This is a genomic window from Kribbella sp. DT2, from assembly GCF_049844575.1.
Lineage (GTDB): Bacteria > Actinomycetota > Actinomycetes > Propionibacteriales > Kribbellaceae > Kribbella.
This window is the reverse complement of record NZ_JBNCLH010000009.1, coordinates 250,268-263,793: the sequence shown is the minus strand read 5'-3', so window position 1 is coordinate 263,793 and position 13,526 is coordinate 250,268. Positions and strand designations below refer to the sequence as shown.

Genomic DNA, 13,526 nt, shown 5'->3' with positions numbered 1-13,526 from the left:
CGAGCCGGGCGCGCGGCTAGAGCCTGGATCGGACGCGTTGGACGACCGGTGCGGAGCTCAGGAGAGCCACTGCCAGTACGGCGCCCGCGGCGATCCATGCGGCGGCGATCAGCACCACCCGCCAGGGCGGGAAGTGCTGCTCCTTGGGCGTTCCGTCGAGGCGGTACACGCTCACGGACGGACCGCTGAACTCCTCGGTCAGCCGCGGGATCAGCTGCCGCGGCTGCGGCCCACCCGCCTCGCGGTCCACGACGATCCAGCCGATCCCCTGCCGCAGCAGCTCCGGCGACGGATCAGCACCGGTCCGTACGGCGGTGCGCAGCGCGTTCGCGACAGCGGCGGCGCGTGGGTCCTCGCCGGCCAGCCGGTTGCCGCCGACGATCAGCTCGTCCGGGACCACCGCGGGCTTGTCGAAGTAGCGCGGCATCGGGTCGAGCACCGGGCGGCGGGCGTTCCAGCGTGGCGCCCGGTAGGACTCGAACGGCCAGGGCATCAGATCACCCGTCTGTGAGTCCGCCCCGAGCACCTGGCGCGCCTGCTCCCAGTCGGCCGGGTACTGCGAGGTCTGGAACCCTCCACCCACCAGCTGCGGCAGCGCGGCCAGCGGCATGAGCGCAGCGGTCGCACCGACCAGCCAAGTCAGCGGCGCGACCCGCAGCAAGGCCGCGATCGCAGCACCGAAGCCGATCGCCTCCAGCAGCACCAGTGGACCCAGGTACCGCTGGCCGTCCCGGAACAGACCAGCGCCCGGCACGTGCGCCACCACCCACGAGAGCGGCTCGGTGGCCACCACGCCGGCCATCGCGATGAGCAGCGCAACCCCCGCCGCCACCACCAGTGCCTGTGCGAGCCTTTCAAGTCGGCACCAGAGGACAACCCCGACGCACGCGATCAGGAGCAGGACAAATGCCAGCAGCAACGGCACCAGGTCGCCCCGCCGCGAGGGAACCACGTTGGCGTTCCACACCCCACCCAGCGTGAGCAGCGTCGGCACCACTCCCCCGTAGCCCTCGTCGCGCGCCGCGAAGGCCGGAACCGACGCAGGGTCGGTGGTCGCGCCCGACGTACGAGCCAAGCCGGCGACGATCCACGGCAGGTTGAGCATGACCGCTCCGACCAGCGGGCCCGGTCGGCTGCCGCGCGGCCAGAGCAGGATGAGTCCGCCGACCAGCAGACCGACGATGCCGCCGGAAGCCGTCAGCGCGCAGAGTGCGGAGGCCAGCAGGAAGCCGACCCACCCCTCTCCCCGGCGCAGGCGCAGAGCCGAACGGACCAGCCACGGCAGGGCGGCGTACCCGAGAAGAAGGGCCCAGGCACCGAGGCGGAAGCGCTCGGCGACGAACGGGTTCCAGACGAAGAGCGTGGCGGCCGCCGCGCCGGCGAGTGGTCCGCCGAGCCGTAGCTCGCGCCACAGCGCTGTCATCCCCAGACCCGCCAGCAACGGCACCGCGACGAGGACCACCTTGTTGAGGACCTGGCCACCGCCCAGCTCGTCGAGCAGCGCGACCACGACGTCGGAAGGAACCGCGCGCGGTAAGGCAGTTGTGACACCGAAGAGGTCACGCCGTAGCGTGAGGTCCGGCACGAACACCAGGTCGTAGCCGACCACGTACCCCGGAGCGAGCAGCGGAGCGGTGATCAGCACAGTGAGCAGCACCGGCCAGGCCCACGGCATCAGCCGGGCTGCCCGGTTGGTTCCCCGCTCCAAGACCGCCTCCTCGCAGTATCGTTCCAGCGCACGGTAATCGCCGACCCACCAGCAGAACAGAAGCCGGATGACCTCAGACACGACTCCCGACCAGCAGCCGGCCGCACCGAAGCTGGCGTTCCTCCGCAGCGCCACGGTGGTCGCCGTCGGTATGGCCATCATGAACGTGGCCGCCTACGGATTCACCCTGATTGCGGTTCATCGGCTGATCCCGGAGCAGTTCGGCGCCGTCACGGCCCTGCTGGGGCTGCTGCTGATCGGCAACGTCGCCTCCCTGGGACTGCAGGCCTCCGGCGCGCGCCGGATCGCCACGCACACCGGTCCGGGCGAGGCCGCGCTGGCCGACAGCATGCTGAAGGCCGGCCGCCGGGCCGCGGTCGGCCTGACCGCCGTCTGCCTGGTCGCGACGCCGCTGATCATGTGGTTGCTGCACATCGACTCGATCATCGCAGCGGTGATGGTCGCACCGACACTGGGTTTTCTGACCGTGATGGGCTCGCAGCTGGGCGTGCTCCAGGGCGGCCAGAACTGGACCGAGCTGGCGGCGGTCTACACGTCGACCGGAGTGGGCCGATTGGTGTTCGGCGGCGGCGCGCTGTTCATCCACCCGAGCGTGCCGTCGGCGATGATCGGCCTGGCGCTCGGCGCCGCCGTACCGGCCCTGCTCGGCACGTTCCTGCTGCGCGGCTCGACCGGCGGCACCATCGAGCAGGTCAAGGAGGTGCTGCGCGAGACCGTGCACGGCACTCACACGCTGCTCGCGTTCTTCGTGATCGCGAACGCCGACGTGCTGCTCGCGCGCGGCCTGCTCGATTCCAAGGACAGCGGGTACTACGCGGCCGGCGTGATCGTGGCGAAGGCGTGCCTGTTCCTGCCGCAGTTCGTGATCGTGATCGTGTTCCCGTCGCTGGCCACCAGTCCGGGTGACACGCAGCGGCTGCGCCGTGCCATCCAGGCGGTCGCCGCGCTCGGGGTCTGCACGGTGCTCGGCGCACTCGTGCTGCCGGACCTCGTGGTCAAGATCGTCGGCGGTCCGGACTACGCGCCGGTCGGCCCGATCGCGTGGCTGTTCGCACTGGCCGGTTCGTCGTACGCCGTGCTGCAGCTGGTCGTGTACGCCGCGATCGCGCAGCAGGAGAAGCGTGCCGCGGTGCTGATCTGGATCGGCCTGGCCAGCCTCGCGATCGCCACCCTGATCATCCTCGGCGCGGACATCGCCACCGGCATGACCGGCGTCAAGGTCCTCGTCGCCATGACCAGCGCCTGCGCCATCGCCCTGTCGGTCGCCCTCGCCTCGGGTCTCCATCGTCAATCGGTTGCACAAGCTGAATGAAGATCTGCGTCCTCACGGTCAACCACGGCACCACGCCGTACGCCGAACTGCTGCTGGCGTCGCTGCTGCACCACCACCCCGACCGTGAGGACCTGGATGTCGTCGTCCTCGACAACGACTCCACCGAGCTCGACCGGCTCTCCCGCTTCGCCGGCGTGGAGGTCGTGCAGACCGGCTACACGACCACCCACACGCTGACCACGCACGGCGAGATCCTGCGCGACGCCGTACTGGCCCGGCCGGACTACGACGCCTACCTGTTCGTCGACTGCGACGTGTGCTTCGTTGCCGACGGCACCATCGACGCGCTGGCGGCTTCACTCGCTGCCGACCCCGAAGCGTTCGCCGTACAGGCTCGTTGGCTGTTGCACGACGGTGGCGAACTGCCCCCGTCGGGCGAGGACTCCCACCCGACCTCGTACGTCCGCGAGTCCGTCCGCCGCTCACCGGACGACGACTGGTCGGACCCGATCGAGTACTCGGTCACCCTCCAGCTCACCGACCGGGTGCACCCGTTCTGCGCGCTGATCCGCAACGACGCCGCGTTCCGCCGTACGGTCGAGCACGTCGGGCTCTCCCCCGCTGCCGTGCAGGCCGAGCGCGGCGGCAAGTGGTGGGACACGCTCGGCCTGCTCACGCAGGTGATGAAGACGCACGGCCGGCACTGGACGCTGTCGGACCAAGGCGTCATCCACTTCGGCAACGTCAGCTGGAGCTCCGACTGGGCGGCCGAGAAGGCGGCCGCCCGCGACCGGCTGCTGGCTCCCTACTCAACAGACGCAGGCTCACCAGAGGCTGGACTTGGCGAAGCGGCGGGCCAGGCTGTTGGCGACGACGAGCAGCACCAGGCCGATCAGTGAGCGGAACAGCCCGATCGCGGCCGCGTAGCTGAACTGCGGGATCTGGGAGACGAACCCCAGCTTGTACACGTAGGTGTCGATCACCTCCGAGCTCTGCAGGTTCAGCGGGTTCTGCAGCAGCAGGACCTTCTCGAAGCCGACCGACATGATCGAGCCGATGTTGAGGATCAGCAGGATCACCGCGACCGGGCGGATCGCCGGCAGGTCGACGTGCCAGACCCGGCGCAGCCGCGAGGCGCCGTCGACGATCGCGGCCTCGTGCTGCTCGGGCGAGACGCTGGTCAGCGCGGCCAGGTAGATGATCGCCGAGAAGCCCATCGTCTGCCACGCCGCCGACCACACGTACAGGTGACGGAACCAGTCCGGGTTGCTCAGCACCTCGACCGGCCCGACGCCGAACAACCCGAGGAACTGGTTCAGCACGCCGGTGTTGGGGTCGACCAGGACGACGATCAGCCCGACCACCACGACGGTGGAGATGAAGTGCGGCGCGTAGGTGATCATCTGCACCGACCGCCGGTACCAGCGGCGCCGGGCGAGGTTGAGGCCGAGGGCAAGGATGATCGGCAGCGGGAACGTGACCAGCAGCTCGTAGCCGTGCAGGATCAGCGTGTTCTTGATCAGCCGCCAGAACTGGTACGACTCGGTGAACCGCTCGAAGTGCTTCAGCCCGACCCAGCGGCTGCCGAGGATCCCGTCGATGACGTTGTAGTCCTTGAACGCGATGATCGCGCCGTACATCGGCCAGTAGGCGAAGATCGCCAGCCAGATCAGCGGCACCGCGAGCAGCAGGTACAGCTGCCAGTTCTTCTTCATCCGTGCGCCGAGGGTCTGCGAGTGCTTGCGGGGCTTCCGCGTCGGCGTTGTAGTCGCGACCTGAGGCCGCTCGATGATTTCGGTGGCCATGGCGTTATCCCTTCAGCGAGCCGACCATGGCCCCCTTGACGAAGTGCTTCTGCACAAAGGGGTAGACCAGCAGGGGTGGGATGGTGGCGATCACGATCAGCGAGAACTTCAGCTGCTCCTGCAGCTCCTTCATCCGCAGCAGCTCGGCGACGTCGCGGACCTGCGACGGGTCGACGTTGCTCTGGACCAGGATCTGCCGCAGCACCAGCTGCAGCGGGAACAGGTGCTCGCTGGTCAGGTAGATCAGCGCGTTGAACCACGAGTTCCACTGCGCGACGGCGTAGAAGAGCAGGTTGACCGCGATGATCGGCTTGCTCAGCGGCAGTACGACGCGCCAGAAGAAGCCGATGTCGCTGCACCCGTCGACCCGCGCCGACTCGTGCAGCTCCTCCGGGATCGTGGTCTGGAAGTAGGTCCGGGTGATGATCACGTTCCAGACCGCCATCGCGGTCGGCAGGATCATCGCCCACCGGGTGTCCAGCAGGCCGGTCCGGTCGACCACCAGGTAGTTCGGGATCAGCCCGCCGTTGAACATCATCGTGAACAGGAACAGCCCGAGGATCAGCCCCTTGCCCGGCAGGTCCCGGCGCGACAGCGGGTACGCCGCGAGCAGCGTCAGCGCGGTCGCCAGCAGCGCGCCGCCGATCGCGTAGACCACCGAGTTACCGAAGCCGCGCACGATGCCGTCGTAGTCGAAGATCGACCGGAACGACTCCAGGCTGAGCCCGACCGGCCACAGCCAGACCTCGCCGGACTGGACGTTCTTCGGCTCGCTGAACGCGGCACTCAGTACGTAGACCAGCGGGTAGAGCACCGCGAGCGAGAACAGCCCGAGCGCGGTGTAGTTGCAGATCAGCACGATCCGGTCGGCGCGGGTCTCCTTGACCGCCGCGGGCAGGTAGTCGTCCGACTCGCGGTCCGGTGCGGCTTGCGTCGTCGTCATCGCGCTCACCCCTGGAAGGTCTCGTAGGCGGCCTGCTGGATGTCCAGGTACGGGCGCAGCCCGATCTTGTCGAGCCGGCCCAGGTAGTCGCGCCACTGCCCGTCGTCGGCCGGGTCCCCCTTGCCGGTGACGAAACGGGCCATCGTCTGCACCACCTCGCCGCTCAGGTCGAGCAGCAGCGACGCGTCCAGCGCGGCCTGGTCACCCTCCAGCGCGACCGGCGGGAACTGCTGCTCGATCGGTTCGGCGTACGGGAAGTAGCGGTCCCTGGTCTGCTCGTACAGCGGCTTCTCGAACGTCGGCTTGGTCGGGTCGACCCGCTCGGCCAGCCGGAAGTCGCCGGAGCGGTAGTTCGGGTTGCGCTGCGCCCAGGTGTCCTTGGTCTTGTCCGGCGCCCAGGTCCCGGAGATGCCGAACAGCGCCTGCTTGCCACTGATCGCCTTGTCGCCACGCTTGGCGAAGGTCCAGCTGCCCGCACCGGCGTACGCCGCCATCATCACTTCGAGGTCGAGCTGGAAGTCCGCCCAGCGCACCAGGAGATCCGGGCGCCGGCACTTGCGGGTGATCACCAGCCGCGGGTCGAAACCGGCGTAGTGGTCCCAGTTGGCGACCCGGAAGCCGTCGGGGCCCTCCAGCGGCGGGACGGCCTCGTAGTCGTGCCAGCGCGCGTTCGGATCCTCCACGTCGACGTCCATCGCGGTGCCCCAGTAGTTGCCCTGGAACACTCCGAGCAGGGGTCCGTCCTGGTTGTTCCCGGCGCGCTGCACCTGCTCGGCGGTCATGCTGAACGCGTCGCGGTTGAGCAGGCCCTCGGCGTACAGGGTTCTGAGGTACTTCAGACCCTCGCGCCAGCCGTCCTGCGAGTACGCCGCCTTGACCTTGCCGCCGTCGACCACGAGCCAGGGCGAGGCCGGGTTGAAGAGGAAGGCGTTCATCACGAACTTGTCGACGGTGACCTGGTTGGTGCCGTCCTCCTTGTAGCCGACGAACGGCAGGGTCCGGCCGCGGCCGGCCGGGTCGGCCTTCTTGAACGCCTGGAGGACCTCACGGAACTCGTCGGTGGTCTTCGGCATCGCCAGCCCGACCTGCTGGAGCCAGCGGCTGTTGATCCACGTCCGCGACTTGCCGGCCCGGCAGTGGTAGCAGTCGTTGAAGGACGGGTAGACGTACACGTTGCCGTCCGGGGAGGTCGACAGCTTCTTGGCCAGCGGGTAGTCGTGGAACATCTGCTGCAGGTTCGGGGCGTACTTGTCGGTGTACTCCAACTGGTCGACGAACAGGTTCTGCGCGCCGTACAGGTAGAGCTGGGACTTGCTGAAGTTCACGCCCATGAACGCGTCCGGGATGTCGCCGGCGGCGATCATCGCGTTGACCTTGATCGTCACGTCCTCGTCGGCACCGGCGATCTGGCGGAACTCGATCGTGATGCCGGTGCGCTGCTCGAGCCACTTGGTGAACTTGTTCTTGGCCCAGTCGCCGACGGTCAGGTCCTGCGGGACCACGACCACGAACTTGGTCGGCTCGGTGACGATCGGGCCGAGCTTGCGGGCCACCGGGCCGACGTAGCCGTCCGGGTAGACGATGCCGCCGGTCTTCGGCCCGGGCGTGACCGGCGGAGCCGCGAGACTCTCCGGACTCGCCCCGACCGCCTCGTCCGGACCGCAGCCGCTGAGCAGACCGCTCGTCGTCGCCGCGGTCAGCCCCACCGCGCCGGCGACGAAGGTGCGCCGCCGGATGCCGCCTGTCCTCACTGCTGGTTGCATGCCGCCTCCCAGTCGAAGTCACCGCGGACCTCATGAGATATCCGATAGGATCCATGATCTTGGCAGGTGAGGATGGCACAGATCAGTACGCCCCGAAAGGGGTCGGTGTCACCGTCCGTGGATTCGTTGTGAACCATCGGTGATTTCCAATGAAACGTTCACCATCTGCACTGAACCGTTTCACTTTCTTGCGTCAAGTAACCGTGCCCTGGCTAGGGTCGGACCATGACGACGCCGAAGTTCATCCTCGCGCTGCGCGAGAAGATCGGTCACGATCTGTTGTGGATGCCCGGGATCACCGCGGTCGTGCTCGACGATTCCAGCCAGGTGCTGCTGGTACGCCGTGCCGACGACGGCCGCTGGAGTCTCCCCGCCGGCATCCTCGAACCGGGCGAGCAGCCCGCCGAGGCGATCGTCCGCGAGATCCACGAGGAGACCGCCGTGCACGCCACCGTCGACCGGCTCGTCCGCGTCGAGTCCCTCCCGCCGACGGCGTACCCGAACGGCGACCAGGTCCAGTACCTCGACCTGTGCTTCCGCTGCCACCCCACCGGCGGCACGCCACGCGTCAACGACGACGAGTCGCTGGAGGTCGGCTGGTTCCCGCTGACCGACCACCCGAAGCTGCACCCCCGCGAAGAGCTCTGCATCAGCAACGCCCTGGAGGACAACCTGGCGCCGGTCTTCACCACCAGCTGAACGAGAGCCGCCCCAGGGGTGCCGCGAGGGTGGCGCCCCAGAGGTGGTGCCCGGGTGGTGCCCCGAGGGTGGCGTCCCGGGGGCCCCGAGGATGGCGTCCCGGGGGCCCCGAGGATGGCGTCCCGGGGGGTGTCCCCGGGAGTGGTGCCCCGCGGGGCGCCTCGGGAAGTGGCGCCTCGGGGAGTGGCGCCCCGGAGGGTGCCCGGGGTGGTGGCCGCGGGGCGGCGCCCCGGGGGCGGTGCTTGCGGGGCGGTGCCGGGGCGCCCTCGGCGAGATGCAGGTTCACGCCCGCCCGCAGGTGCACGGCGCCGGTCGGTGCTTGCGGTTGTGCCCCGGGACGGTGCCTGCGGGGCCGTGCTTGGGGGGGACGTGCCCCGGGGTGGTGCTTGCGAGGCGGTGCCCGGGGGGGTGCTTGCGAGGCGGTGCCCCCGGGGGGTGCTTGCGAGGCGGTGCCCCGGGGGGTGCTTGCGAGGCGGTGCCTCGGCGGGTGCTTGCGAGGCGGTGCCCCGGGGGGGCTTGCGAGGCGGTGCCCCGGGGTGGTGGCTGCGATGTGCTAGCGGCGGAGGTCGCGCTGGAGTTCTCGTGACCAGCGCTCGCCGGTGGTTGGTTCTCGGCTCATCCGGTCTGCGATTCTGTGGCGGATCTCCGGTGTGCCGGCTTGCTCGACCAGGCTGACGGCTTCGGCGAGTGCGAAGCGGGACTGGTCGTCGCGCGGTGGCTCGGCGACCTCGGGGTCGCTCCACCGGGTCCGCCGGAACGACGCTGCCGTCTTCGCCTGGGCGTTGCCGAAGTAGTGCCACACCGCACCGTCCACAGACACGTTGCGGATCGCGGTCGCCGGGAGCTCGGCGACCCACTCGGCTGCCTGCTGCCAGCGCCAGGTGTTGGGGCTCGTCTTCCGCCGCCAGGTGATTCCGACGAACCGCAACTGCCGGCGGATCACGTCCCACTGGGCGTGCTCGTCGTCGATCCACTCGCGCAGTACGGCGTACAGGTTACCGAACGTCGAACCCTGGTAGACGAGGTCGACGAACACCGTCGGCCGCCCGCGCATCAGCTCCGCCGGCGCGAGGCCCGCGGCGGTGAGGTTCGTCCGCAGCTGCCGGAGCTCCGTCGGGTTGAAGGCCTGGCCGTCGTACCCGTACAAGGACAACGGCAGCGGATGCAGCCGGTCCTGCCACCCGGTGCCGGCGAGAGCTCCGCTCAGCAGGTCGTACAGGCTGTCGACCGAGCGACCGACGAAGTGCAGATCACCACCGGCCGACTGCGCCAGCACCCGCCCGGCGCACTCGACCAGCTCGTCGAGGAACCACAGGCCGGGCTCCTCGACGCCGTCGAGCAGCGACCCGAGCTGATCCGGCCGCACCAGATCCCACCGGAACGGCCGCGTCGGCTCGGGGCGCTCGGCTCCCGTCGAGCGGGCACGACCGGCCGCAGCGGCAGAGCTTCCGGCACCACCCGGCCCCCCGCCCTTCGGGTTCTCGGGCGAGAAGGCGGTCGCGTTCATCCGCTCAGTGGGCGGCTTCGTGCCAGGTGCGGCCGACGCCGACCGAGACGTCCAGCGGGACGGCCATCTCGACCGCGGCGCCCATGTCCTTGCGGACCAGGGTCTCCAGGGCCTCACGCTCGCCGGGCGCGATCTCGAAGACCAGTTCGTCGTGGACCTGGAGCAGCATCCGGGACTTCAGCCCGGACGAGCGCAGCGACGCGTCGACCTTGAGCATCGCCATCTTGATCACGTCGGCGGCCGAGCCCTGGATCGGCGCGTTCAGCGCCATCCGCTCGGCCATCTCGCGGCGCTGCCGGTTGTCGCTGGTCAGGTCGGGCAGGTACCGCCGGCGGCCGAGGATCGTCTCGGTGTACCCGCTCTTGCCGGCCTCGAGCACGATGCTGCGCAGGTAGTCCCGCACGCCACCGAAGCGCTCGAAGTACTCGTCCATCAGGCCCTTGGCCTCGTCCACGCCGATCTTCAGCTGCTGGCTCAGCCCGTACGCCGACAGCCCGTACGCCAGGCCGTAGTTCATCGCCTTGATCTTGGCGCGCTGCTCCTGGGTCACGTCGCCGGCCTCGACCGAGAACACCCGCGCGGCGGTGACGGAGTGGAAGTCCTCGCCGGAGTTGAACGCCGAGATCAGCCCTTCGTCCTCCGACACGTGCGCCATGATCCGCATCTCGATCTGGCTGTAGTCGGCCGACATCAGCGCCTCGAAGCCCTCGCCGACGACGAACGCCTCGCGGATCCGCCGGCCTTCCTCGGTCCGGATCGGGATGTTCTGCAGGTTCGGGTCGGTCGAGCTGAGCCGCCCGGTCGCCGCGATCGTCTGGTTGAACGTGGTGTGGATCCGGGCGTCGGTCGGGCTGATCGTCTTCAGCAGCCCTTCGACGGTCTGCCGCAGCCGGGTCGCGTCGCGGTGCGCGAGCAGGTAGGCCAGGAACGGGTGCTCGGTCTTCTCGAACAGCGACTGCAGCGAGTCGGCGTCGGTCGTGTACCCGGTCTTGGTGCGCTTGGTCTTCGGCATCTGCAGCTCGTCGAACAGCACCACCTGCAGCTGCTTGGGCGACCCGAGGTTGATCTCCTTGCCGATCACCTCGTACGCCGACGCGGCCGCGTCCCGGACACCGGTCGCGAACCGCTCCTCGAGCTGCTCCAGGTACGGCCGGTCGACCGCGATCCCGTCGCGTTCCATGGCCGCGATCACGTCGATCAGCGGCAGCTCGACATCGGCGAGCAGCGCCGTACCGGCCTGCTTCTCCAGCTCGGCGTCCAGCGTGTCAGCCAGATCCGCGATCGCGCGGGCGCGCAGCATCGTCGCGTCGGCGGCCGGGCCGCCCTCGACGTCGTCGAAGCTGAGCTGACCGTTCTCGGCCTCCTCGGTGCGCAGCTCGCGCTTGAGGTACCGCACGGTGAGGTCGGACAGGTCGTACGACCGCTGGTCCGGACGGGCCAGGTACGCGCTCAGCTGGGTGTCGGAGGTCAGCCCCGCCAGCGTCCAGCCGCGCTCGAGGAACCCGAGCAGCGGACCCTTCGCGTCGTGCAGCGCCTTCGGCTGCGCGGCGTCGCCCAGCCAGGCCTGCCAAGCCGCGTCGTCGTCCGGCGTCAGCGCCGCCGGGTCGAACCAGGCCGCCGCACCGGTGGACGTCGCCAGCGCGAGGCCGGTGATCTCACCGGTCCCCCGCCCCCACGTCCCCTGCACGGCCACGCCGGTCCGCGCGCCGGTCGACACGTGTTCCTTGATCCAGGCCGCGACCTCGCCCGGCTTCAGCTGCGTGCCCTCGAGGTCGAAGCCTTCCTCGATCGTCTCCTCGACCTGCTCGTGCTCGGCGACCAGCCGCTCGCGCAGCACCCGGAACTCCAGGCTGTCGAACAGCGTGTGCACCTTGTCGCGGTCCCACGGGTGCCTGACCAGGTCGTCGACCGCGACGTCCAGCGACAGGTCGCGGACCAGCTCGTTGATCTGCCGGTTCCGGATCACGTCGGACAGGTGCTCGCGCAGCGACTCACCGGCCTTGCCCTTGATCTCGTTGACCCGGTCGATCACGTCGTTGAGCGAGCCGAACTGGTTCAGCCACTTCGCCGCGGTCTTGTCACCGACCCCCGGTACGCCGGGAAGGTTGTCGCTCTTCTCGCCGACCAGCGCGGCGAGGTCGGGGTACAGCCGCGGGGGGATGCCGTACTTCGCCTCGACGGCGGCCGGGTCCATCCGGGCGATCTCGGAGACGCCGCGCTTGGGGTACAGCACGGTGACGTTGTCGTTGATCAGCTGGAAGGAGTCGCGATCACCGGAGCTGATCAGCACCTCGAAGCCCTGCTCGTCGGCCTGCGTCGCGAGCGTGGCGATGATGTCGTCGGCCTCCCAGCCGTCGATCTCGGTGGTCGGGATGCGCAGCGCCTCCAGCACCTCCTTGACCAGCGAGACCTGTCCCTTGAACTCGTCCGGGGACTTCGACCGGCCGGCCTTGTACTCCTTGTACTGCTCGGCGCGGAAGGTCTTGCGGGACACGTCGAAGGCGACGCAGATGTGCGTCGGCTGCTCGTCGCGCAGCATGTTGATCAGCATCGAGGTGAACCCGTACACCGCGTTGGTGTGCTGACCCGTGGTGGTGGAGAAGTTCTCCACCGGCAGCGCGAAGAACGCCCGGTACGCGAGCGAGTGCCCGTCCAGCAGCAGGATCCGCGGGCGGGGCGAGTCGCCCGCCACCACCGGGTCCTTGGTCGTCGTAGAAGTGTCAGTTTCTGGAGCCACGTAGAGACTCTAGTGGTTGGCGTGGACAGTTTCCGTCACGACCGGCGAAGGTAGTCTGCGCACTGTGAGCGATCAGAGCACTCAACCCACCGCACTGCCGCCGGGGATGGACGTCGAAGGCACGCTGCTCAGCCTGATGGGCATCGTTGTCAGCGAGGCCTCGCCGGAGCGCGTCGTCGCGACCATGCCCGTCAAGGGCAACACCCAGCCGTACGGGCTGCTGCACGGCGGCGCGTCCTGCGTGCTCGCCGAGAGCCTGGGCTCGATCGGCTCGGCGATGCACGCGGCCCAGTACGGGAAGGTCGCGGTCGGCGTCGACATCAACGCGACCCACCACCGCGCCGTCCGGGAGGGCACCGTGACCGGCGTCGCGACCCCGATCTACCTGGGCCGCACCACCACGTCGTACGAGATCGTCGTCACCGACGACCGGGACAAGCGGGTCTGCACCGCCCGGATCACCTGCCAGCTGATTCAGGCTCCGCCGGCGAAGTGAGGTCGTGGCGGTGCCCGAGCTGGGCCCGCCGGGCGATCACCGAGCGGCGTGACGAGAGCATCGCCAGCAGGTTGGGCGCGTGCTCGGCGGCGAGCCGGCGGCGGACCGTGTGCGTCCCGGCGAAGCGCAGGACGGCGGCCTGGCCGAGGCCCAGCCGGGCGAGGAAGCGGTTCGCTTCCCGGGCGACCGCCGGGGCGACCACTCCGAGGTACGGGCAGCTCTCGTGCTCGGCCCACGCCGCGGCCTCGGCGACGAGCGCCTTGCCCAGGCCGTGCCGCCGGGCCTGGTCGGTGACGTGCAGGTACTCGACCGTCATCGTCTCCTCGGCGTGCAGCGGAGAGATCGGCGTACGGCGGAGGTAGACCATGCCGCTGACGTGGCCGTCGAGCTCGCCGACCACCAGCCGGGCGCCGGGATCCTTGGCGAGCCGGGCGATCGAGGCCCGGACCGACTCGGGCGTCGGGGCGGCCAGCGCGCGCTGGTGCCCGGTGCCGATCGACATCTCGCTCCACAGCGCCACCAGGGCCACGGCATCGTCGGGGCGTGCGTCGCGCACCTCGATCGCAGATGCCAC

11 protein-coding genes are annotated in these 13,526 nt (G+C 69.6%); 4 read left to right on the top strand and 7 right to left on the bottom strand.

All coding sequences use genetic code 11. The annotated features are described in order from the left end of the window. Nucleotides 1-16: 16 nt before the first annotated feature. On the bottom strand, nucleotides 17-1,708 hold the full coding sequence (locus ACLQ2O_RS33440) for a hypothetical protein (RefSeq protein WP_425839788.1): 1,692 nt from the start codon (nucleotides 1,706-1,708) through the stop codon (nucleotides 17-19). Nucleotides 1,709-1,775: 67 nt separating this feature from the next. Between ACLQ2O_RS33440 and ACLQ2O_RS33435 the strand changes: the two genes are divergently transcribed. Then, entirely contained in the window at nucleotides 1,776-3,041 is a 1,266-nt protein-coding gene (locus ACLQ2O_RS33435; protein ID WP_425839785.1) for a polysaccharide biosynthesis protein, read from the top strand. Next, nucleotides 3,038-3,901, top strand: coding sequence for a hypothetical protein (locus ACLQ2O_RS33430; RefSeq protein ID WP_425839783.1), 864 nt, complete (start codon nucleotides 3,038-3,040; stop codon nucleotides 3,899-3,901). Before ACLQ2O_RS33435 ends, ACLQ2O_RS33430 begins: the two co-directional genes overlap by 4 nt. On the opposite strand, the gene ACLQ2O_RS33425 is transcribed toward ACLQ2O_RS33430, so the two are convergent. The 3 genes from ACLQ2O_RS33425 to ACLQ2O_RS33415 are packed head-to-tail and all read right to left on the bottom strand — an operon-like array spanning nucleotide 3,827 to nucleotide 7,513. Further along, nucleotides 3,827-4,807: an ABC transporter permease gene (locus tag ACLQ2O_RS33425; protein ID WP_425839780.1), complete on the bottom strand. Its 981-nt coding sequence runs from the start codon at nucleotides 4,805-4,807 to the stop codon at nucleotides 3,827-3,829. The genes ACLQ2O_RS33430 and ACLQ2O_RS33425 overlap by 75 nt on opposite strands. Before the next feature lie 4 nt (nucleotides 4,808-4,811). Beyond that, nucleotides 4,812-5,750, bottom strand: a complete 939-nt coding sequence (locus ACLQ2O_RS33420; RefSeq protein ID WP_425839777.1) for a carbohydrate ABC transporter permease — start codon at nucleotides 5,748-5,750, stop codon at nucleotides 4,812-4,814. Nucleotides 5,751-5,755: 5 nt separating this feature from the next. Next, nucleotides 5,756-7,513: an extracellular solute-binding protein gene (locus tag ACLQ2O_RS33415; protein WP_425839774.1), complete on the bottom strand. Its 1,758-nt coding sequence runs from the start codon at nucleotides 7,511-7,513 to the stop codon at nucleotides 5,756-5,758. A 225-nt stretch (nucleotides 7,514-7,738) separates the two neighbouring features. Between ACLQ2O_RS33415 and ACLQ2O_RS33410 the strand changes: the two genes are divergently transcribed. Next, nucleotides 7,739-8,212: an NUDIX hydrolase gene (locus ACLQ2O_RS33410; RefSeq protein WP_425839771.1), complete on the top strand. Its 474-nt coding sequence runs from the start codon at nucleotides 7,739-7,741 to the stop codon at nucleotides 8,210-8,212. 553 nt (nucleotides 8,213-8,765) lie between these two features. On the opposite strand, the gene ACLQ2O_RS33405 is transcribed toward ACLQ2O_RS33410, so the two are convergent. Together ACLQ2O_RS33405 and polA are read right to left on the bottom strand one after the other, a co-directional pair. After that, nucleotides 8,766-9,719 carry a hypothetical protein gene (locus ACLQ2O_RS33405; protein ID WP_425839768.1) on the bottom strand — a complete coding sequence of 318 codons (954 nt, stop codon included), beginning with the start codon at nucleotides 9,717-9,719 and terminating at the stop codon, nucleotides 8,766-8,768. Between the two features lie 4 nt (nucleotides 9,720-9,723). Continuing rightward, nucleotides 9,724-12,414, bottom strand: a complete 2,691-nt coding sequence (polA, locus tag ACLQ2O_RS33400; RefSeq protein ID WP_425840170.1) for a DNA polymerase I — start codon at nucleotides 12,412-12,414, stop codon at nucleotides 9,724-9,726. A gap of 106 nt (nucleotides 12,415-12,520) precedes the next feature. Between polA and ACLQ2O_RS33395 the strand changes: the two genes are divergently transcribed. Further along, nucleotides 12,521-12,952, top strand: a complete 432-nt coding sequence (locus ACLQ2O_RS33395; RefSeq protein ID WP_425839765.1) for a hotdog fold thioesterase — start codon at nucleotides 12,521-12,523, stop codon at nucleotides 12,950-12,952. On the opposite strand, the gene ACLQ2O_RS33390 is transcribed toward ACLQ2O_RS33395, so the two are convergent. Then, nucleotides 12,915-13,526, bottom strand: coding sequence for a GNAT family N-acetyltransferase (locus tag ACLQ2O_RS33390; RefSeq protein WP_425839762.1), 612 nt, complete (start codon nucleotides 13,524-13,526; stop codon nucleotides 12,915-12,917). The genes ACLQ2O_RS33395 and ACLQ2O_RS33390 overlap by 38 nt on opposite strands.